This window comes from Psychrobacter sp. P2G3, assembly GCF_001593285.1.
Lineage (GTDB): Bacteria > Pseudomonadota > Gammaproteobacteria > Pseudomonadales > Moraxellaceae > Psychrobacter.
Genome location: NZ_CP012529.1, coordinates 1,210,358 through 1,232,055, shown reverse-complemented (window position 1 = coordinate 1,232,055; position 21,698 = coordinate 1,210,358). Strand labels below are relative to the sequence as shown.

At 43.7% G+C, this 21,698-nt stretch carries 18 protein-coding genes; 5 read left to right on the top strand and 13 right to left on the bottom strand.

The window, feature by feature from the left end; genetic code table 11:
• The first annotated feature begins 525 nt into the window (after positions 1-525).
• The 4 genes from AK823_RS05195 to AK823_RS05180 all read left to right on the top strand — a co-directional run bounded on the left by AK823_RS05195 (position 526) and on the right by AK823_RS05180 (position 4,317).
• Entirely contained in the window at positions 526-1,788 is a 1,263-nt protein-coding gene (locus tag AK823_RS05195) for an MFS transporter (protein ID WP_068326935.1), read from the top strand.
• Between the two features lie 141 nt (positions 1,789-1,929).
• Entirely contained in the window at positions 1,930-2,613 is a 684-nt protein-coding gene (locus AK823_RS05190) for a glutathione S-transferase N-terminal domain-containing protein (RefSeq protein WP_068326933.1), read from the top strand.
• A 35-nt stretch (positions 2,614-2,648) separates the two neighbouring features.
• Positions 2,649-3,509, top strand: a complete 861-nt coding sequence (yghU, locus tag AK823_RS05185) for a glutathione-dependent disulfide-bond oxidoreductase (protein ID WP_228138933.1) — start codon at positions 2,649-2,651, stop codon at positions 3,507-3,509.
• Between the two features lie 223 nt (positions 3,510-3,732).
• A complete protein-coding gene (locus AK823_RS05180) occupies positions 3,733-4,317 on the top strand; it encodes a TetR/AcrR family transcriptional regulator (RefSeq protein WP_068326927.1) in 585 nt (194 codons plus the stop codon).
• Positions 4,318-4,360: 43 nt separating this feature from the next.
• Here the strand turns inward: AK823_RS05180 and AK823_RS05175 are convergent, their stop codons facing one another.
• The 11 genes from AK823_RS05175 to maiA form a co-directional block, all read right to left on the bottom strand.
• A complete protein-coding gene (locus tag AK823_RS05175) occupies positions 4,361-5,116 on the bottom strand; it encodes an ABC transporter ATP-binding protein (protein ID WP_082785746.1) in 756 nt (251 codons plus the stop codon).
• A 16-nt stretch (positions 5,117-5,132) separates the two neighbouring features.
• Positions 5,133-6,356: an FtsX-like permease family protein gene (locus AK823_RS05170; protein WP_082785642.1), complete on the bottom strand. Its 1,224-nt coding sequence runs from the start codon at positions 6,354-6,356 to the stop codon at positions 5,133-5,135.
• The gene (locus tag AK823_RS05165; RefSeq protein ID WP_068326921.1) at positions 6,353-7,615 is read right to left on the bottom strand and encodes an efflux RND transporter periplasmic adaptor subunit; all 1,263 of its coding nucleotides are present in this window, start codon (positions 7,613-7,615) and stop codon (positions 6,353-6,355) included. The genes AK823_RS05170 and AK823_RS05165 overlap by 4 nt, the downstream gene beginning before the upstream one ends.
• A gap of 121 nt (positions 7,616-7,736) precedes the next feature.
• Positions 7,737-8,588, bottom strand: coding sequence for a CoA ester lyase (locus AK823_RS05160; RefSeq protein WP_068326918.1), 852 nt, complete (start codon positions 8,586-8,588; stop codon positions 7,737-7,739).
• Positions 8,589-8,748: 160 nt separating this feature from the next.
• Entirely contained in the window at positions 8,749-10,035 is a 1,287-nt protein-coding gene (locus tag AK823_RS05155; protein ID WP_068035121.1) for an FAD-binding oxidoreductase, read from the bottom strand.
• Positions 10,036-10,052: 17 nt separating this feature from the next.
• Positions 10,053-11,516: a Na+/H+ antiporter NhaC gene (gene nhaC / locus AK823_RS05150; RefSeq protein ID WP_068035120.1), complete on the bottom strand. Its 1,464-nt coding sequence runs from the start codon at positions 11,514-11,516 to the stop codon at positions 10,053-10,055.
• Between the two features lie 236 nt (positions 11,517-11,752).
• The gene (locus tag AK823_RS05145; protein WP_068326916.1) at positions 11,753-13,243 is read right to left on the bottom strand and encodes an aldehyde dehydrogenase family protein; all 1,491 of its coding nucleotides are present in this window, start codon (positions 13,241-13,243) and stop codon (positions 11,753-11,755) included.
• Between the two features lie 159 nt (positions 13,244-13,402).
• Positions 13,403-14,830 (bottom strand): VOC family protein, encoded by a 1,428-nt coding sequence (locus tag AK823_RS05140; RefSeq protein ID WP_082785641.1) that lies wholly within the window; start codon positions 14,828-14,830, stop codon positions 13,403-13,405.
• A gap of 249 nt (positions 14,831-15,079) precedes the next feature.
• Positions 15,080-16,456, bottom strand: a complete 1,377-nt coding sequence (locus AK823_RS05135; RefSeq protein WP_343286419.1) for an aspartate aminotransferase family protein — start codon at positions 16,454-16,456, stop codon at positions 15,080-15,082.
• A gap of 317 nt (positions 16,457-16,773) precedes the next feature.
• Positions 16,774-17,724: a LysR substrate-binding domain-containing protein gene (locus AK823_RS05130; RefSeq protein ID WP_228138918.1), complete on the bottom strand. Its 951-nt coding sequence runs from the start codon at positions 17,722-17,724 to the stop codon at positions 16,774-16,776.
• 389 nt (positions 17,725-18,113) lie between these two features.
• On the bottom strand, positions 18,114-18,755 hold the full coding sequence (maiA, locus tag AK823_RS05125; RefSeq protein WP_203226597.1) for a maleylacetoacetate isomerase: 642 nt from the start codon (positions 18,753-18,755) through the stop codon (positions 18,114-18,116).
• A gap of 292 nt (positions 18,756-19,047) precedes the next feature.
• On the opposite strand from maiA, the gene AK823_RS05120 reads away from it, so the two are divergent.
• Positions 19,048-19,905 carry a helix-turn-helix domain-containing protein gene (locus AK823_RS05120; RefSeq protein ID WP_068326910.1) on the top strand — a complete coding sequence of 286 codons (858 nt, stop codon included), beginning with the start codon at positions 19,048-19,050 and terminating at the stop codon, positions 19,903-19,905.
• 75 nt (positions 19,906-19,980) lie between these two features.
• Here AK823_RS05120 and AK823_RS05115 read toward each other — a convergent pair whose 3' ends face one another.
• Both AK823_RS05115 and AK823_RS05110 read right to left on the bottom strand, forming a co-directional pair.
• Positions 19,981-21,045, bottom strand: a complete 1,065-nt coding sequence (locus tag AK823_RS05115; protein ID WP_082785640.1) for a TRAP transporter substrate-binding protein — start codon at positions 21,043-21,045, stop codon at positions 19,981-19,983.
• Positions 21,046-21,104: 59 nt separating this feature from the next.
• A complete protein-coding gene (locus tag AK823_RS05110) occupies positions 21,105-21,680 on the bottom strand; it encodes a VOC family protein (protein WP_068035116.1) in 576 nt (191 codons plus the stop codon).
• Positions 21,681-21,698 lie beyond the last annotated feature (18 nt).

The window sequence follows — 21,698 nt, the reverse complement described above, 5'->3', positions numbered from 1 at the left end:
GGGCTGGCATTTTCTTTAATAGACCTGCTTATAAAATCACTTCAACTATAGTTGATATCAAATAAAATAGAGACGTTAGGTTATGATACGGGACTGGTACAATTTTTTGTAGCCTCTGTCTGCATAGGCATAGCAAGCAAGAAAAACTTATACCAGTCCCGCTGTATCGTTTTTATATTGAACTGACTATATCTACCTAAATACTATTTACTTATTACTTAGATACGGGTTGAACGAACGTTCAGGTAAAGTTATACTCGTTTCTATTGGATAGAAATATAATCGATTGCCATATCAAAAAAGCTGATTGGAATAGCCTAACTGACATAAGTAACTAAGCAAGGAGCGAAAGCTATTTATGTCAATATCATGCAACAGTCGATGAAAGACCTATAAAAATTAAGCACAAAAGGATGAGTGTAAAATGGATAAAACTTGCAACAGGGAAGTATTCTTCTTCGGTCTAAATACAATTATGACGGGCATCACGAACTTTCGAATTCTTCGACTTATTGGAGATTCGTGATGCATAATGAAATCATTCAACAAGAAGACCAAGGTAGCACTCCTCCTCTCAGACTAGGCGGGTTAAATTATGCTTGGATTGTAGCCGCTACAGGCTCTATAGCGATGTTCTGTGGACTTGGCTTAGGACGATTTGCATTTGGTATGTTGCTACCCTCTATGTCGGCTTCTTTGGGATTAAATTACACTCAAAGCGGAATATTGGGATTCACTAACTTGATAGGATATCTCGTTGCCGTTCTGCTAAGCCCGCTCATTATACCTCGATTTGGTACTCGAGCTACGGCGACGGCCAGTCTTCTCTTAATCGCTGTCTCTATGCTTGGTATGGCTTTTACCACAAGCTTTCCCCTACTCTGCGCACTTTACGTATTGACTGGTATTGGTAGCGGCGGCGTGGTCTTACCGATGATGAGCGTCATGTCGCATTGGTTTTTCCCTTCACATCGTGGGCTCGCCTTGGGACTGGTCATGGCTGGCCCTGGATTTGGCATTATTCTATCAGGCTTTGTCGTACCAAAGCTCTTACCCATCTCCGGTCTACTGTCTTGGCAGACGGGTTGGCTCATTTTTGCAGTTATTAATGTCATAGTGGCTTGGCTTACCTTCACTTTGATTCGCAATCATCCAGATGATGTTAATCAAAACCCTTTTGGACGTGTACCCACCTCACCTGTCAAAAATAAGAAAAAGCTAGAACGTAGCAATGTTAGGCTGCTCGTACATTTGGGCGTTATCTTTGCCATTTATGGCGCCACTTATATGGTTTACGTGACCTTTATCGTGACTAGCATGGTTGGATCGTATCAACTGAGTGAAGCGACTGCGGGCGGTATTTGGGCGTGGATTGGTCTGCTTAGTGTCTTTTCAGGCATGCTCTTTGGTTGGATCTCTGACCATATTGGACGTCGCCTTGGTCTCGCGCTGGCTTTTTTCTTCCTTGCTATCGCTTATCTTCTGGTTGGATTGACTGATTGGACTTTAGGGCTTTACTTGTCAATTATCTTATTTGGCTTAGTGGTTTGGAGCGTTCCTGTCATTATGGCGGCCTCCGCTGGCGATTATTTCGGGCCTGCAGCGGCGGCAAGTGCACTTGCGGCGCTGACTTTTGCCTTTTCAGGCGGACAGGCTCTTGGGCCAGTGGCAGCAGGCTATCTCGCAGAAATCACGGGAGACTTTAGTATCAGTTATATGGTGTCTGGCATCGCAGCCTTTATAGCGATTGGACTTGCCTTATTATTACGTCCACAAAAATCTGCTTAGTCTGCTTAGCAAGAGGTCTTTTGTATTTGACTTCAATGATATAAACAACTACTCAAACTATACTTGAACGGTCGTTCATTTTTCTTTATAGTGGTTGTAAGACTAACACCTAAACCTTTCGAGCCGTCTAAGGATATCAACATGCTTAAGTTTTATTTTCACCAAACACCTAACCCTATGAAAGTGGCTCTTTATTTAATGGAGACGGGTTTAGCGTACGAATTAATGCCAATAGATACCATGAAAGGTGAGCAACATACGCCTGAATATCGTGCGATTAACCCAAATGGTAAAACGCCAGCTATCGAAGATGATGGAAACCGTGTCTTTGATTCGACGGCTATTTTGATGTACTTGGCTGAAAAAACAGGCCAGCTTGCAGGAAAGCCAGAAGATCGAGGTGAAATGCTCTCATGGCTAATGTTTGTCGCGACCGGCTTAGGCCCATTTTCCGGTCAATCCGTGCACTTTAGACATAAAGCGCCCGAAAAAATACCTTATGCGATCAATCGCTATCTTCGTGAGGCTGAGCGTCATTACGAAGTGCTAGATAAGCACATGGAAGGCCGTGAATATCTGGTTGGTGACGACTATTCTATTGCGGATATCTCCGCTTGGGGCTGGGTCGATAAGGCAACGTTTGTCTTGGGCGAAGAAGGGTTAGACAACTACCCTAATCTTAAACGTTGGTTTGCTAGTATAAACGCTCGTCCTGCTATAGATAAGGCTCGCAATATTGCTAAAGACATTCAGTTCAAATCTGGCTTTGATGATGTAGCTGCACGTGCCCTCTATCCACAAAACTTTGCCAAAAACATCGAATAACCCCAAACATAAGAATACACATAAAAATAGGAATAATAATGGAAAACCAATATGTACCCCCAAAAATTTGGACGCATGATGCAGAGAGTGGCGGTAAGTGGGCCAGTGTGAATCGCCCCGTTTCAGGTGCTACCCATGAGAAAGAATTACCAGTAGGCAAACATGCTTTGCAACTGTACTCAATGGGCACGCCTAACGGTCAAAAAGTCACTATCATGCTAGAAGAGTTATTAGCATTAGGCAAAGACGCAGAATATGACGCCCATATGATTAATATTGGCGAAGGCGATCAGTTTTCATCAGGCTTTGTAGATATCAATCCTAACTCTAAAATTCCAGCTTTCGTTGATTACTCTGGCACTGAGCCTGAAGCGGTATTTGAATCTGCCTCTATTTTAGTTTATCTTGCTGAAAGATTTGGGGTCTTGTTACCTGAAAAAGGCAGCAAACGTACCCAAGTCTTTAACTGGTTATTCTGGTTACATGGTTCTGCGCCCTACTTAGGGGGCGGTTTCGGGCATTTTTACGCTTATGCACCCGAAAAGTTTGAATATGCCATCAATCGCTTTACAATGGAAACCAAGCGTCAGTTGGACGTACTCGATAAGCAATTAGCAAAAAATGAATTTATTGCTGGTGATGACTATAGTATCGCTGACATTGCCACTTGGCCTTGGTATGGCAATTTGGTGTTGGGTAATCAGTATGAGGCAAAGGACTTTTTGCAGGTCGATGATTACACCCATGTGCAGCGCTGGGCAAAAGCCATCTTAGCGCGACCAGCCGTACAACGTGGCCGCATCGTTAACCGCACTCACGGTGAAGAATGGGAACAGCTGGAAAATCGCCATAGTGCGACAGATATCGATAAAGTGTTGGCACTAAAACCAGAATAACTGGTTATCACCAATACAGGGCTGCTAGGATAAGTTTTTTGCAGCGACTAGCTACAGCACGCAAGAAAAAATTATCCTAACAGCACGTTATAATGGTTATGCTTTTGTTGTTTAGGATTAATGCTACCAATAATATTAGTGTGACTTGGTTTTCCAGATTTTAAGACTATATTTTTAATAAGCTCATATCTTTAATAAGATACTAGCTTTTAAGGTGAAAATTATGAGTGCACAAGCGAAGTTCAATCGTGATGATGTCATCGAAAAAGCCAAAAACCTCTATTGGGAAAAGGGCTATCACGCTACCTCTATGAGAAATCTGCAAGATGTCGTTGATATGCGCCCCGGTAGTATCTATGCCGCTTTTGGTAATAAAGACAATTTGTTTAAAGAGGCATTAAATCGATATGCGGAAGAAGGTGCTGCGAATCTCGCCAATAGTATTACCCAAGAAAAAACAGTGCTTGCTGGCCTAAAGCGCTTCATTCATAGCGTCACTGTCTGTAGTAAAGGCACTGCACCTAGCGGCATGTGTATGGTGGTCAAAACTATCGGTGAGCTCACGCAAAACGATAGTCCAGATTTGCTTAATCACGCAACAAGCATTTTAGAACGTGTTGAATCCTCTTTTGTTAAGACTTTTCAACAAGCCATTGATAATGGTGAAATTAGTAGTAATAAAGATCCAGCTGAACTGGCTCGCTACTTTCAAATTCAGGTAATGGGTTTAAGAACTTATGCGCAAGTCAGCAGTGATACGGATGCGGTAGAAAAGTACATTGATGGTATATTTGAAGGTATTCTTTAATAAGGTATTTTCTAATAATGTATCCACTAATCTTATTTAGCGTTTATCCATTCAAAGCATCACTTTCAATCAGCCCATCTACCAGATTGATGGTGCGATCACAGGAAGCCGACAGACGTGGATCATGAGTGACCAGAAGCACGCCACAATCGTGTTCGCGATTGACCTTACGGAACAGCTCAAACACTTCAGCAGCTGTGACTGTATCTAGGTTACCAGTCGGTTCGTCAGCTAATAATAGCGCAGGTTCCGTTATAAGTGCTCTTGCAATGGCTACTCGCTGCTGTTGACCACCCGAAAGCTCGTTCGGTTTGGTATCAGCAAACTTCTCAAGCCCAACCGCAGCCAGCAAGTCACGCGCTTTTTGTATTGTCAACTTATCTGGCCGACCTAGAATCAGCATCAGTGGCATCAATACATTGTCTAACGCTGTAAATGCCTGAATGAGGTGATGAAACTGAAAGACAAAACCAATACTATGGCCTCGCAAGGCAGTACGTCCAGCATCATCCATATTACTAGTGGCCTGACCTAACAGATAGAGCTCACCACTGGTCGGCTTATCGAGCAAACCAAGTACGTTTAGCAACGTACTTTTCCCAGAGCCAGAGGGACCAATCAGCGCAGCAAAGTCATGTTTATCAATGCGTAAGTCAATACCATGCAATACCTCAATCTCGTTAGGCTGACCAATATTATAAGATTTTTTCAACGCCTCTAAACGCAGGACTTCATGAGGGTTATTAGAGTTATGAATGTTATGAGAATTATGAAAGTTATTAGATGTATTGTCAGACATAGTATTAGGCTCATGATTAAACATAGCGAATAGCCACTACTGGATCCAGAGCAGCGGCTCGACGTGATGGTATCGCAGCAGCCAGAACACCAGTGAGCGTCGCTAGTAACATGACTAGCATGATCAAATTTGCAGACACTGGAATATAAAATAAACCTGGCCCAAAAGTATTAAACACCCATACTAGAGCGTAACTGGCCACGCTACCTAGCATTGATCCAAGTAAACCAAAGACTGCACCCTGAATCAGAAAAATTCGTAAGATTTGCTGACGGGTAGCGCCAGTTGCACGTAAAATACCAATCTCTCGAGTACGCTGCACAACGCTGACGGACAGCACACTCGCAATGCCAAAGGCTACCGAGATAGCAACGAAGACAATAATCATATTGGTAGATAGGCTTTGTGCGGAAAGCGCATTCATCAGTTGCGAGTTGGTCTCAATCCAGCTCTCTGCTTGCAATGAGGTCAAGCGACCTACCTGTGCGGCGATGTCTTCTGCCGCAAAAATATCTGCGACGGTTAAATCAATTACGGTGACCCCGCCTGGGAGACTGAGTAGCGACTGTGCCTGCTTCAAATCTAAGTAGACATAGCGTGCATCTAACTCACGTACACCTAAGTCGAATATACCGACGATATTTACCACTGCATTATTCTGCTGCCCAGTTTCTATGCGCAGCTTACTACCTACTTGTACCCCTAGGTTTTTTGCCAATTCGCTGCCAATCAGGACATCATCAGCGCCTACTCGCAGCTCGCCACTAATGAGATAATCTTCCAGCGGAATGATTTTCTGGTAACGTTCAAGGTCGGTACCAACAAGTGCTACCGACTCTAATGCATCACCGCGACGGACAAATGCTGGCCCTGATACCGTCGGTGACACTGCCGTCAACAAGGGCAGTTGATCCAAAGTCGTCGTCACCTGCTGCCAGTTATTGATTGATCGTAGTCGCTGCGGGCGTTTATCTTCTTGTACCAACTGTACAGTACCAGCTTTAGGCGGAATTACCCGATTGACTTCATCCGGTGACAACAAACGAATATGCGCCTGAGTGCCCAAGGTATTTTCGATAAGATTAGACTGCAACCCTTGAACCAGAGCCGTAATAAAGATGATAACAGCCACACCCACTGCTACGCCTACGGTAATCATTAACGACTGCGCACGCCCTTCGCGCAAAAAGCTCATCGCAATGGTTGCTTCAATCCATAGTCGCCCGAAGAAATTTTTCAATTTAATTTCACCGCTGGTTCATTACGGGTAGCTGAATTATTATCGTTAGTTGAAACGTTGCTATTTGGATCATTGCTATTTTCAGAGAATGGCATTGCTTGTACTTCAGTACGTACTCGCGCGCCATCAGCCAATGATGAAGTTGCATCAACTAATACTTGGTCGCCAACGTTTAAACCCTCGATAACTTCGGACATTGCCAAGCCACGCAGGCCTAAAGTTACCTTCTGCCGTTGTACTTTGCCATTATGCAATAGCAGTACTTGGGCATTATCCTCTTGGACATTTGCTAAAGCATTATTTGGAATCACTAGCGCCTGCTCGCGGCGACCTGTTTCGATGTTTACCGATACAGTCATGTCTTGGCGCAAAAATTGAGGCACTGGATCAACGCTTAATCTAACCTCGACTGTACCGCGCTGTGAGTCAATGCTTGGTGCAATGAAGTTAATACGAGCAGGAAAAGGTTTGTCTGGATAGGCATCAGTGACGCCTATTGCACTTTGCTGCAATGCTAGCCGTGATAAGTTGCGCTCATCAAGCGACACCTCAATCTCCGTACTGCCATCGAGCGCAATGGTAAATAAAGTTCTACCAGGCTGTACCAAATCACCAGGCTCTACATCACGGGTCAATACCGTCCCTGATACCTCGCTACGTACTTCAGTTTTATCAAGTTGCGCCTGCAAGGCCGCTATTCGCTCACGTAGTAAAACCTCCTCAACGCCGCCAGATGCTAATGCTTCTGCTCGCAAGCGTGCTGCTTCGAGATCATTACGAGCCTGATCTTCCGCTTGCTTTGCTTGCTCCATTTCTTCATCTGAAATTGCCGAAATCGCTGCCAGCTCGCGCCGACGTGCTACGTTACGACGTGCTTGTGCTAGCTGCACTTCTGCTTTGGACAGATCCACTACGGCTTGTGGTCGTGTACTAGTCACAAGTTCAGCCAGCTCAGCCTCAGCTTGACGCACTTGAGCAGCAACGCCATCTGAACTTAGTACCAGTAATAGATCTCCTTTTGCAACTTGGTCACCTTCTTGTACCAAGCGCTCAAGTACCACACCAGTTACTTCACTACCTACTTGAGTACGTGACGTCGTCACTACACGTCCGGTCGCTACCACCGTCTGTACCAGTGGCATGGATGAGACGCTGTAACTAGGCAACAACGGCCCTCGCCACCAACGGAATATCACAAAACCAAAGGCAAGCATCAGCAGTACGATAACAATCACATACTTATAGTTGACAGCGCGCAATAGGGTTCTCCAATTCAAATTAAAAGTGGTTATATCGATAGGCAAAGTAGCTTATACATAAACATTGTAAATCTAATTTTGTACATAACAAGTGTGATAAAAAGCAAATTTTCTTCTCAACCTACCTAGCTAACAGCTGCACACAGCGCTGAATCACTGGTGCATCGACCATTTCACCATCTACTTTAAACACCGCTTGTCCACTGCGCTCATATTCTTCTACAACATGCCTAGCAAACTCAATTTCAGCATCTGTTGGTTGAAGCGCGTTTTGGACAATAGCTACTTGTCTAGGATGAATACAGAGCATGCCGGACATGCCCATCTGCGACCACAGCTGTACGCGAGCGCTTAATCCCTCAGTGTCATTAAAATCGGGATACACCGTATCAATGGGCGGCGACAGCTGATTGATTTTTGAAGTAAGGATTAATTGATAGCGAATCTGATTGGCGACGATATCTGCCGCTAGCGTCCCTACTTGGACTCCCAGATCATTGCATAAGTCTAGAAAGCCATAACTGAACGCGATTAGTCCTGACGCTTTTGCCATAGCATCGACTTGGTGCAAACCTATGGCATTTTCTATTAATGCAATGACAGATAATCCGGTTAAATGATGAATGTATTCGATATCTGTGGCTTGTTCAGCTTTAGGCAGTATGACTCCAGCGAGATTGGGCATCTGCTCGCATGCTTTTATATCTTCAGCAAAATCAGTACTACCTGCTTGATTAATTCGTACCCAAACTGGTTGATAGTCTGCACTATCATAGTATCCTTGTAATGCTTTGCGCGCTTGCGCTTTATCCTCTTGAGCAACTGCATCCTCTAAATCCACAATCACAGCATCTGCACCACTGGCAAAGGCTTTGCTTACTCTGTCTATTCGAGTCGCTGGGACGAATAACCATGTTTTGGTATTTGCCACATTAGCCATATGAGTGAAATTTTTATTGCTAGGCGCTTGCATGTTATTGTCCATTTTTTTAAATATAATTGTCTTATGAATGATGAAAATAGAAGAAAAAAGCCAGACAACATAAATGCTGTCTGGCTTTAACCATAATGGTAATATCGATACTAATCAATATCTTTGCTAATTTATATGACTTTCAGGGATGCTCATCAATTTATCTGATGATTTTTAAACATTGTCCCGCATGATACAGCGTCAATCCTACTTCAGTAAATCCAGATTTGAGTCCTCCAAAAGAGACTTTTGCTTCTTCTAAAGTCTTAAATGGTAATGGAATACTGTCTCTATTGCCCGTCAGTATATAGTCTGCAAAACACTTGCCCATTAGCGTGCCTGTGGTAATACCGCGTCCGTTATAAGCCGTTGCTGTGAGTAAGCCTTCATCGGGCTCCATCACTCGAAAGATATGATCTTGCGTAAAGCCAAAGCTACCAGTCCATTCATACTGCCATTTAAATGCTGGCAAATCTGGATAATAGCTTTTTTGCACAGCATTGGCCCATGATTGGTAAAAGGATTTCGGTTTAAGCTGGGTACCACCAACTGTTCCTAATAACAAGCGATCATCGTCATCACGACGAAAGCTAGATAATGCTAAGCGCGTGTCCCATGCACCTGTTCTGTATGGCAAAATACGATCTGCAGCCTCTCCGCTAAGCGGTTCAGACGCAATCTGATAGTAATAAACCAGATAAAACGTCTTGGTAATTTCTGTCCATTCGCCTTCGGTATAGGCATTAGTCGCAATAATGACACGCTCAGACTTTACGCGGGCTTTAGCAGTCCTTGTGTACCAATGGCCATCTACTTTTTCTAGTGCTTCAACAGCTGAATGCTCGTAGATAGTGACACCAAGACTGGTTGCTACTTTTGCGAGTCCTCTGACATAAGCCAACGGGTTTATGGTACCAGCACGATGATCTAGTAGTGCTTTATTGATACTTTTGGTACCGCAATATTCATGGCATTTGCTTCCGGTCAATACCTCAATATTCGCACCGCGACGGCTTAGTTGCTCGTATCTGATATCGACATCAACTTCACCTTTGGCATTATGTGCCATGTGGATATTACCGGCTTGAGTGGCTTGTGCATCGATATTATAACGCTTGATTAAGTCAAATACTAAGCTTGGCGCTTGTCCAAGGGCTTCTGTCAGACGCTCACCTGCCGCTTCACCTAAAGCAATATTCAAGTCATCAGGCCGTGCCCAAGTTCCTGCATTGACTAGCCCTACGCTTTTCCCTGAGCCGCCACTACCGATCGTTTGACTCTCTAGCAAGATAACCTTGACGCCTTTTTCGGCCAGATGAATCGCAGCCGATAACCCTGTATAACCGCCTCCAATGATACAAATAGTCGCTTGAGTATCGCTACTCATCTGGCTGTAGGTGTCAATATTGGGCGCAGTTATGTTCCACAAACATTGCTCTTGCAACATCTCATACTCCCTTCGTATCACACGTCACTAATTGAAGTTGAAGTAGCTGTGTCGAGCTTTTCTACAGTGGGCTCTTCACGCGGTATAAACTTGTCAAGGAACGCCCATAACAAGCCAAATAAAGGCGACAACCAACACGCAAAAGCAAAAGGTGCATAAGTCAGTGTTGCTATGCCCAGTGTCGCTGCGACAAAGCTACCGCCCATGTTCCAAGGAATCAGCGGTGACAATAGCGTACCACTGTCTTCGATAGAGCGCGTTAGCGTCGTGCGCTTATAGCCCATCTCTTTATATTTCTCTTTTAGTAAACGACCTGGTAATACCAAAGTTGTATAAACGTCTCCGATTAAAGTACCCACGCCAAGGACGCTGGCATAAGTCGTTAGAATTAAACCAATACGCGACTTTACGGCCTTATCTATTTTCGCCATGATGGCTTTCAGTGTGCCGTAATGCTCAAGTGAGCCGACAAAAGCGAGTGCAAAGATGGTCAAAGTAATGACCCATGTCATTGACATGACGCCGCCTTTTGATAACAATTTATCAACGACCTCAAAACCCGTTTCGCTGACAAAGCCGTTTTGTAAAACATTAAAAATATCACTGACCCCAACGCCTTGTAGAAAAAACGCAATAACTGATGCCACGACAACGCCGCCTAAGACAGTCGGTATCGCTGGCATTTTCATAACAGCCGCGATAACAACCACAAGCGCGGGTAATAAGGTAATAATGCTTAAGTTGTAGTTGTCAGCTAGGCTTGTTTGTAAGGCTCGGATAGAAGATAAATCAATACTGTCATCGCCATAACCCATGCCAATCCATGCATAGAGTGCTAAGGCGGTAACCATTGCTGGGACGGTCGTCGGCAGCATACCTCTAATATGATCCCAAAGCTCAACGCCTGCAGCAGCAGGAGTTAGGTTGGTAGTATCCGACAATGGCGACATTTTGTCTCCAAAAAAAGCACCGGAGACGATAGCACCGCCTGTAAAGTGGGCTGGAATACCAAGCCCCATGCCGATGCCCATCATCGCGAGTCCAACCGTACCAACTGTGCCCCAAGAAGTGCCGGTTGCGACAGAAATAATGGCGCAAATAATACAAACTGAAAATAAAAATGAGGAAGGAGAAAAAATACTAAAACCGTAATAAAGAATGGTCGGAACTGTCCCTGCAATAATCCATGAGCCAATGAGCATGCCGACGCCCATTAGAATAATCATCGCTGGAAGGCCTATTTTAATAACCTTTAAGAACCGCTCCTCCATACCCTGCCAGTCACGGCCACGCATCTTCATAAATAAGCCAGTGATTAAGATGCCACAGGCCAACGGTATATGCGGGGTAAAGTCTTTAAATACGAAAAACTGCACCATAAGAATCATGGCAGTCAATACTAGAGGGGCAATATCAAGTAAGAAGCTAGAAGATGGACCATAGCCATCATTAGCGGGGTCATGCGGTTTGTCATCGATCATGATAATTCTACCTTCCTTAGTAGTCGTCAATGGGTATTGCAACCAATCCTTGATTGCTTATAATTATTAGCCTACCAAGCATACGCAGAGTATGCTTGGTAGTTTATGTCCAACAATTTGTACTCAGTAATTTGTACTCAGTAATTTGTACTCAGTAAATCTATACTCGATAAGTTTATATAAGAATTAAGAATTAAATCAAAAGCTAAAATATTCAATCCTCAAACAGATTGGCATTAACCAAAGCTAATACCCTGGGCAAGTGGCAGCTCTGTTGAATAGTTGATGGTGTTGGTTTGACGACGCATATAGGCTTTCCATGCGTCTGATCCTGACTCACGTCCACCGCCAGTTTCTTTTTCGCCACCGAACGCACCGCCAATCTCAGCGCCGCTAGTACCGATATTGACGTTAGCGATGCCACAATCACTACCACGATCGCTGAGGAAAGTTTCAGCTTCACGTAAGTCATTGGTAAAGATACATGACGAGAGCCCTTGCGGAACATCGTTTTGCATCTCAATGGCATCATCAAAGTCTTTATAGGTCATGACATATAAAATAGGCGCAAAAGTCTCGCTTCTAGCAACGTCGTTTTGCTCATCAAACTCTACAATGGCAGGCGTGACATAATAGGCATCAGGGTATTTATCTGCTAATACGCGCTCGCCACCTGTTACTGTACCGCCCGCTTCTCGAGCCTTCTCAAGCGCTGCTTGCATGTTATTGAAGCTGTCTTCATCAATCAGTGGACCGACCAAATTGCCTTCTAGCGGATGACCAATACTGACAGTCTCATAAGCTGATTTTACGCGTGGTAAAATATCGTCTTTGATAGATTCATGGACGAAAAGACGGCGCAAGGTGGTGCAACGCTGACCCGCTGTACCAACTGCTGAAAATATAATGCCACGTAGCGCAAGATCTAAGTCAGCCGTTGGCGCCAAGATCATAGCGTTATTACCACCAAGCTCAAGCAAGCATTTACCGAAACGATCTGCAACTTTTGGCCCGACAGCTCTACCCATGCGCGTGCTTCCAGTCGCGCTCACCAAAGCTACGTCTTTGTTTTCAACTAGGGCATTACCGATATCTGTCTTACCCAATATCACTTGAGACAAATGATCTGGTGCATCACCAAACTTTGCTAAGGCTTTTTCGAACATGGCCTGACAGGCCAAAGCAACCAAAGGCGCCTTCTCTGACGGTTTCCAAACTACGGGGTTACCACAAACGATGGCCAGCGCTGTATTCCAAGACCACACTGCTACAGGGAAGTTGAAAGCAGAGATGACACCGATAACACCAAGCGGATGCCATGTCTCGCGCATATGGTGACCTGGGCGCTCTGAGGCAATCGTCAAGCCATAAAGCTGACGCGAAACGCCGACAGCGAAGTCACAGATATCGATCATTTCTTGAACTTCACCTAGGCCCTCTTCTTTGATCTTGCCTGCCTCAAACGACACCAGCATGCCCAAATCTTCTTTATGCTCGCGCAGCACTTCACCCAGCAGACGAATCAACTCACCACGCTTGGGGGCAGGAACGACGCGCCATTCCTTAAACGCTTTTTTGGCGTTTTGGATTTTATTATTGACTTCATCAACGCTATCTAAGGTTATCTTGCCAATAACTGTACCGTCTATAGGCGTATTGACTTCAAAATCGCCATGTTGATATTGTTCTTCTTTGACACCCATGGCAGACATGTATTGCTTAATCATATTCAATCCCTTGTATATTAATTTATAACGTCCTTAATAGACCTTTAAGCTACCTTGCAACCAGTTAAGTTGCAAAATAATAAATTTCTTACGGTCATTCCATTTTGGAATAGTGTATAAATAAAATGGCTATGTGCATTTTTATACATAATTAATTTTCTATACATAATTGCCTAAAGACATCAGGCATTTCTCTAAGCTTTGAGCTTGTATATCTTTATATAAAGCGAGCTCATCATGAATACTAGCACCAAGTGCTTGCTCAAATTCATGTTTATTTGAATTGCCATCATAGTTGCTCTGCTTATCTTGCTGAAGATTGGATTGAAAAATACCAGCGGCACTAACGGGCAGGAAATCTTCATAAACGATAGGCTCAATCCGGATAGCGCCTTTCTCAATCAAAGCATTTACTACTTGTTTTGAATCAACCGTTTGTACATCAACTCTTTCCAAACCAAGCATAGCACTACTTATATCTGCAGCATTATCGACTGGTTGATAATAAAAGTAAGCGAGCTCCTCATTATGCATCGCATGATAATCATCGGGGAACGCTTCAAATGCACTCTCTAAAATTTGATAATACTGTGAAGCATTGTCTTCATTCGGAGTTGCGCCTAATTGATTGCGTGCTTGACTAAGTAGTTGATCATATAATGCTCTACCCTTTGGCGTTAATGCCACACCGCGCTGCTCAATCTCACCAAACCGCGCAGTATGATGCCCCTGTTCATACTCACCATTTGGATTTTTAAAACTAACGGCTTCCTCTAATGCCTTAAAGCTCGTTTGCCTTAATAAAATAGGACAATCCCGTTTTGGCGGCCCTTCGATAATAGCTTTTGGTGGGATGCCTTTTTCCTGCATGCCTTGCTGTACGGTATCTATATCCAGCGTTCTAGGGGTCAAATGATTGATATGTGGGCCTTTAAAACCGACGACATCAGCAATGAGGCCGTGCTGCTCTAATAAGCGTTGATATAGCTCTTTTGAGACAGGCGTTTTATCATGCCAGCGAAAGGTCTCTAAAGCCTCTTTGACAAACTGCTCACCTTCATCCAACGTTAAACCACCCTGCCCTTCAAAGCGCTTAATCAGGCTGACGACATTATCGGTAAAGATATTACGGTTGAACAATGCGTTTGACGCTTCTTGTTTTAGTGCTTCATCAGCAATCAAATCTAGGCGCAATAGAGAGGTAAAAACTCGAAATGGGCTTTGATTTAATGCTTGCGCATCAATGGCTCGAAAAGCCGTAGAATGAACGGGCACGCCAGCGGGTGCTAAATCATAATAGCCAACAGGATGCATACCCATTACGGCAAAAAGCCGACGCATCATACTGAGCTCGTCCGCTGTGCCCAATCTAATCGCACCATGGCGCTCCATACTGAGTCTATCAATCTCTCCGGTGTACTCCAATTGCTCCTTAATCTCAGGGTGCTTGGTTAGCACCTCAGTATTCACCTCAGCGACTAAATCGAGCAAGTCACCATATAGCGGAACTTCAGTTTGGTACATGGCTGACATTGCCATAGAGAACTCATGGCGAATAGCATCGCTATTTATAAATGTATGATTCACAGATAGACATCCTTGTTAAAATCCCAGAAATTTTTATTAATATCAAGCTGTTAAATACAGGTGGTTAAATATAAATTGCTAATTAATAGTCACGTGCTACTGGTATAAATTTTTCTTGCGTGCTGTTCGCAAGCGGGACAGAGGCTGAAAAAACTTACCCCAGCAGCACTTTATCGCTTTTAAAATTAACAAACTATAGTATGGAAAATAACCATAAAAACTATATAGCAGAGCTTTATACAAAGAGAGTTACGTGGCAGAAAAATAATTTGCTGGTGCTTGAGTCATTGATGTTTGAAACGCTGACGCTTTGATTGCTGACACTTGATTCGCTGAATTTTCAATATTAGAGTTTTTATTCACTGCTATTTCATCAGGAATAGTACTTAAAACCTCTTTTAGAATATCAAGGCCGGCTTGCAGGGTTTCAGGCTCAATCGTTAAAGGCGGCAGCAGGCGAATAATATGGCGATATTTACCGCTAGGCATCAACAGCAGACCACGCTCCCGTGCTTGCGTTAACACATATGTCATCACGCTTGGATCGACATCATGTTCAGGATGGCGAAGCTCGATACCACGCATTGCACCGATACCAGTAAGGCCGAACAGCCAAGGCGATACGCCCTCTTGCTGCCATTGGTTCACCGTCTGCTCAACGGTGTGGGCATAATGTCTGGCAGATTCCCATACCTCATCTTCTTGCATAATGTCCAACGTGGCATTGGCGGCGGCACACGCTACTGGATTACCTGAATAAGTGCCGCCTAAGCTACCTTTAGACAAGCCATTCATGACGCTCGCTTTGCCTATCACTGCCCCTAACGGCAAACCACCTGCGATGCTTTTGCCTAGCAATATCATGTCAGGCTCAATCCCTAAATGTGTAAAGGCAAAAGGTGTACCCGTACGACCATAGCCCGATTGAATTTCGTCCATAATGAGCAAAATGCCCTGCTCATCACAAAAGGCGCGCAAATATTTGGCGAATGTGGCCGACATTATCTGAAATCCACCCTCGCCTTGTACTGGCTCTACGATGATGGCGCCGATATTATCAATATCGGTCTCTACAGCAAATAGACGCGCAAGCGCATCGATAGCCTGCTGATCGCTCACTTCATTATCTGGGCTAGGAAAAGGAATATGGTAAACGCCACCTGCTAAAGGCCCGAGCCCGCGCTTATAAGGAGCGACTTTACCATTTAGATTTACCGCAGCCAGTGTGCGCCCATGAAAGCCACCATCAAAGGCAATCACACCCACACGACCTGTCTTTAGGCGGGCAATTTTTATAGCATTTTCGGTGGCTTCTGCACCGCAATTAGTCAGCATGCCTGATAGCTCACCACTGATTGGAATCAGCTCACAAAGCCGTGGCATAAGGGTTTGATACGGCTGATGAGCAGCCGCATTGTAGGCGTAATGAATAAGAGATTGTGCTTGATTGATAATCGCGGAGACGATATAAGGATGACAATGACCAAAATTTAAGACACCGATACCGCCAACAAAGTCGATGTAGCAACGGTCATCACTGTCCCAAACTTTTGCGTTTTTGCCTTTGGTAAGAGTCACAGGATGCACCATCGTAAAAGCATCCGTGACGTTATAGCGCATATCCATTGAGCGTCTCTCATCTTCCTTGAGTGTGGCTCTCATTTCAGCAAAACCCTGCCTACTCAGCAAACGAATAATAGTTGTGCGCTCATTCCTTTTTGTCATTGCCATTAGAACAACAGACTTAAAAATGACTTGGCAAAGTAGAAGATACTTATCTTTGCCAAGAAATATATGTTTAAAAATGGGTTTTAGATTCAGCAATGGGTTTTAGATTAAAAATAGATTTTGGATAAAGAGTAGATTTCGGATAAAGAAGGGTCTTTAGATGAAGGCCGACGCAGACTTATTGATGAAAATAAATACTGGAATCAGTTTGGGATTTAAAATACAAAATCTATCGCATCCTCATGCTGATTAGAGGTTTCAAGATACGCTGAGACCCATTCTAAAATGACTTTTACCTTATGCGATCGGCCCAAGGACAAGGGGTAAGTTATATAGTAAGAGCCCCGCCCTTTTGACGCATAATTCCATGCTGTCACCAGCGTCCCTGACTGCAGCTCAGGAGCGACCAAACGCAGGGGTACGAGTGCGATACCATAGCCGAGCAAGGCGGCAGAAATACAAGCATGAAAAGTATCGAAGCGCGGGCCTACAAACGTCCCATCAATACTGATGCCTTGTTGCTTAAAATACTCATACCAAGCACTTGGACGTGAGCTCAACTGTAGTAACGTACAGTTATCTACATTGCTCGTACAGGGGTTTTTATCCCTTAAATACTCAGGCTGGCAGACCGCCACGCAATACTCATCAAACAGCTTAATCGCCTCCATTCCGCCCCAAATACCATCGCCATATAAAAAGGCAATATCGACATTTTGGTCTTCAGTAAAAAATGGCCCAACTTGCTCTTTTATATCTAAATTAATCAATGGATGAGCTTGACTAAAACCACTTAGCGCAGGGATCAGCCAGCGTGAACAAAAGGTCGGGTGTGAAGCAATCTTAAGCACTTCTGTATTATCACTGTGTGACATCAAACTGGTGGTCGCCACCTCGATATGTTTGAGAATCTCCAACACTTCAAGATAATAAGTCTTGCCAGCTGGCGTCAATGAAATACGGTGCGGCGTACGATAAAAGAGCGAAATGTTTAACATCTCTTCTAACTGAGCGACTTGCTTGCTAATGGCGCTTTGAGTCATATGCATCTCTTGCGCGGCATTGGTAAAACTCAAATGGCGTGCAGCTGTCTCAAAGCACTGCAAGGCAGTAGTCGACGGATATCTTCTAAACGCAAGGGGCTTATTGGTTTCGGTTTTCATCATTTATATTTATTATCTCATATAGGGCGTGTTAAATATTTACAAATAGGCACTGCTGATAGTAGCTAGTTTATCAAAACTGGGAGATTGTTTAGACGTTAGTAACGCTGTACTGATAGTCTTATTAATAAAAGCATTTGTTCACGTATTAAGATTATATCTCAAATTGAGGCATTGGATTGAGGCATTGGACAATAGGTACTGATATTAAGCCTAATGATTCACTCTCTTTGATAGTCTAATCAAAAGTATTACTTCAAAAAACATTCTATCAGTCATAAAACGACACCAAAAAGCCGATAGCAAAATAGCTATCGGCTTAGTAAATTGAGTGACAGTGAAGGAAGTAACAGTTAAATAAGCGGTTAACTTATTTGAACATTATTGCCTTTTTAATGCGGTGCATCAGGTTGATTCATAGGATCCGCATCAAAAAATTCTTGAAGCGTACGACAATGCTCATCAATGGCCATAATGTTCGGATAAAGTGTCAAATCAACTTTGAAGCGGCGAGCTGAATATACTTGTGGGATTAAATAGCAATCTGCGAAGGTCGGACTGTTACCGTAGCAAAATTTGCCGCGCGACTCATCTTTTGCCAGTAACGTCTCTAGCGCAGCAAAGCCTTCTTCTATCCAGCGCTGACACCACGCCAAAACTTCATCTTCATCAACTGACAACTCATCGCGTAGATATTGCAGGATACGGCGGTTATTAACCGGATGAATGTCACAGCCAATCATCGCGCTTAACGCTCGTACTTGCATACGCCCAGCAGCGTCTTTGGGCAATAGTTGGTTATGGGGATAAACCTCTTCCAACCATTCTAGGATAGCTGGGCTTTGATAAAGCAGTAAATCGTCCGTCTGCAACGCGGGTACTAAACCTTGCGGATTAATGGCTTTAAATGATGGCTCAGACTGCTCATCCTGTGCCAAATTGATAGAGATAGCATCATAATCTAAGCCCTTTAGATTCAACGCGATACGAGTACGGTGTGACGTACCACTGCGAAAGTAGCCATAAAGTTTCATCATAGTTATTCTCCTGCATATGTTGTTATAGGTTCTTAGTTATAAGTGCTTAGTTGTAAACACTTAGTTATGAATGCTTCGTTATAAATACTAAGCCATAGGTGATTCCATTCAAAAAACTAGGTCAAGCTTATAATCATATTAGCCGTTAAAGGGAGTTTTTCTATATATATCAAACGCTCATTATTACCTATATAATTAGTCACAGTGATAAACCTGCTAAATTCAAACTATCGAATATAGCTATCAAACATAACCGTCAAATTGTTCTTTTTATTCAACCGGACTATCAATGTCATCAACAGAAACAACAGCAAATAAAAACCAAGGTGGCATACAGTCACTTGAGATTGGTCTCTCTGTATTAGATGTACTTATAGAGTATCACGAACCTATGATGCTAAAAGACATTGCTCAAGCGATGCAAATGCACCCTGCAAAAGTACATCGTTATTTGGTTAGTCTCATTCGTAAAGACTATGCGCGCAAGCTAAGCGACGGACGCTACGGATTAGGTGCTCGAGTCAATGCACTAGGTCACACCAGTTTCGATCAAAACAATATTTTGCAGCGACTTACTAATGCTGCTACTGAAATTAAAAATGCCGTTAATTGCGGGGTACAAATCGCCAAGTGGTTTAGTGAAGGGCCCATCGTTATTCATTCATTTGAGCCGGACAGTCCAATTAGTATCATTACTCGTATAGGCTCACGCATGCCTTTGACGTCTTCTGCAACAGGTAGGCTGTTTGCCAGCTATCAACCTGATACTATTATCAAACCTTTAGTGCTTGCAGAGTGGCAAGGAGATATTGATATTTTGTCCTCAGCTCCTACATCCACCTCTACTGCTAAAGCCGACAAAGCCGAACTATCCGTTAAATGGCAAGCGTTTACAAAGCTGCAAACTGGAATCCAGGCGCAAGGATATGCCACGGTTACCGGAGATATGCTAATGGGGATTAATGCTATTAGCATACCCGTTACTTTACCGCAGTCTAAAGACGTTAACGATATCAGTGCATCTGCTAACGATGTGCTATTAGAATACGCGCTCACCATTATCGGTACTGCTGAACAACTGCCGCTGGATAACCAGCAAGTAATGGATAAAATACTATCAATAGCTAAGCGTTATCAGATTGCTTAGCTATTTTATTAGCTGTCTTATTAACTAGTTTATTTTGCACAAAACGCTCATCTAACCTGTTAAATAATTTAAACCTTACAGACAGGCTGCGCTGGCCGCTTTGGTTTTTTCATAGACGGTTTGACCATCCAAGCCTTTAGCCGCTAACTCATCCAGATATCTCTGCGTACCCTCAAGTAACGGGCCTTGCCAATCAGGGTCATTTAGAGGGTCTGGAATATCGATCATCGTATCGCCTTTGGCACGAGCGGCAGCCATTGCTTCATTATTACTTCTATCAAATATTTTAGCGATACGATCTGACATGACTAGCCCTGAATTATCATCAATAACTTTTTTGAGATCATCAGGCAGACTATTGTATTTATCCTTGTTCATAGTGACTACAAAGGTAGAGTTATAAAAAGGTATGTTGGTGTGCGCGCTCAGTAGCTCATCGAGACGGAACGCTTGAATAGGCTGCCAAGTAAAGGCTAGACCATCGATGACGCCGCGCTGCAGCGAAGTATAAGTATCACTAGCAGGCATCCCCACGGGAGCCGCACCAGTAGCTTCAATAATGTGGCTGGCAACTACAGATGGTTGACGAATTCGCATACCCTTCATATCTGCTGGCGTACGAATGGGCTTTTCAACGGTATGCAGCGCCCCCTGTCCTGAACCCATCAAAGCGAGCAGATGGGTGTCCTCATATTCATCTGAAATAACCCCATCGTCATAGAGCTTATATAGTATGCAGGTCTGTTGCTCTGCGGTATTGGATATACCCGGTAGCTCTACCACTTGGGTTAGAGGAAAGCGCCCAGCGGTATAGCCTTGCACTTGCATACCAATATCTACAGTGCCTTTTGCCGCAGCATCATAAGTGGCGCCTGGTTTGCTTAGAGTAGCGGAAGGATAAATCTCAATCTTTAGGCGTCCATTCGAGTCTTCTTCAATTTTTTGCGCCCAAGGCTCAAAGCCTTCAGTATTCATATTGTCATTAGCCGTCATAAAATGTGAGAATCTAAGCGTTGTCACATCGTCTGAGTCGCCATTAGCAGATGTAGCTTGATTATTATCAGAGCAGCCAGATAATGCTAGCCCAGACATTGCAAGTACGGTAGCCAGAGCGATTCCAGTAGATAGTTTGGTTTTCATCGTAGAGTCCTTTCTTGATGATTGAGTTCTCACTATTAAAGCTTAGCATGAAGCAATGCCTACTCCCCTACAGGCACCTGTTCTTTAGCTTCTTTCAATTCTTCGGCATGCAAAAAATGTGTATGAGCTGGCGCACGTTTAGTACGTGACCATTCTTCTAACATGTCGTGTTTTATCTCTTCGGTAATCATCGAGACTTTTTCTTCTGAGGTAATATCATCGTAAGTGAGTTCCATACGATGACCATTAGGATCGAAGAAGTAGATAGAATGGAAAATACCGTGATTGGTTACACCAATGACGTCAATCCCGCCATCCTCTAAATGCTTCTTCGCAGCCATTAAAGTATCGCGATCTTTTACTTTCATTGCCAGATGCTGTACCCAGTCTGGCGTATTAGGATCAGAACCCATTTCAGGTTGATTGGGTAATTCAAAAAACGCCAACACATTACCGTTACCTGCATCCAAAAAGATATGCATGTAGGGATCAAAGGCTTTAGTAGAAGGTACGTGGTCTTCGGCAAAAGCTAAAATGAAATCCATATTCAAGTGTTTTTTGTACCACTCTACGGTTTCTTTAGCATCTTTGCAGCGATAGGCCACATGATGAATTTGTTCTATTTTAAAGCTCATATCAATATCCTTTTGATA

Coding starts and splice junctions, on each gene's coding strand:
- AK823_RS05190 (WP_068326933.1), top strand. CDS start 1,930: ATGCTTAAGTTTTATTTTCACCAAACACCTAACCCTATGAAAGTGGCT.
- AK823_RS05135 (WP_343286419.1), bottom strand. CDS start 16,456: ATGGATATGCGCTATAACGTCACGGATGCTTTTACGATGGTGCATCCT.
- AK823_RS05110 (WP_068035116.1), bottom strand. CDS start 21,680: ATGAGCTTTAAAATAGAACAAATTCATCATGTGGCCTATCGCTGCAAA.
- maiA (WP_203226597.1), bottom strand. CDS start 18,755: ATGAAACTTTATGGCTACTTTCGCAGTGGTACGTCACACCGTACTCGT.
- AK823_RS05175 (WP_082785746.1), bottom strand. CDS start 5,116: ATGTCTGACAATACATCTAATAACTTTCATAATTCTCATAACATTCAT.
- AK823_RS05160 (WP_068326918.1), bottom strand. CDS start 8,588: ATGCAAGCGCCTAGCAATAAAAATTTCACTCATATGGCTAATGTGGCA.
- nhaC (WP_068035120.1), bottom strand. CDS start 11,516: ATGATCGATGACAAACCGCATGACCCCGCTAATGATGGCTATGGTCCA.
- AK823_RS05195 (WP_068326935.1), top strand. CDS start 526: ATGCATAATGAAATCATTCAACAAGAAGACCAAGGTAGCACTCCTCCT.
- AK823_RS05180 (WP_068326927.1), top strand. CDS start 3,733: ATGAGTGCACAAGCGAAGTTCAATCGTGATGATGTCATCGAAAAAGCC.
- AK823_RS05130 (WP_228138918.1), bottom strand. CDS start 17,724: ATGATGAAAACCGAAACCAATAAGCCCCTTGCGTTTAGAAGATATCCG.
- AK823_RS05155 (WP_068035121.1), bottom strand. CDS start 10,035: ATGTTGCAAGAGCAATGTTTGTGGAACATAACTGCGCCCAATATTGAC.
- AK823_RS05120 (WP_068326910.1), top strand. CDS start 19,048: ATGTCATCAACAGAAACAACAGCAAATAAAAACCAAGGTGGCATACAG.
- AK823_RS05115 (WP_082785640.1), bottom strand. CDS start 21,045: ATGAAAACCAAACTATCTACTGGAATCGCTCTGGCTACCGTACTTGCA.
- AK823_RS05145 (WP_068326916.1), bottom strand. CDS start 13,243: ATGATTAAGCAATACATGTCTGCCATGGGTGTCAAAGAAGAACAATAT.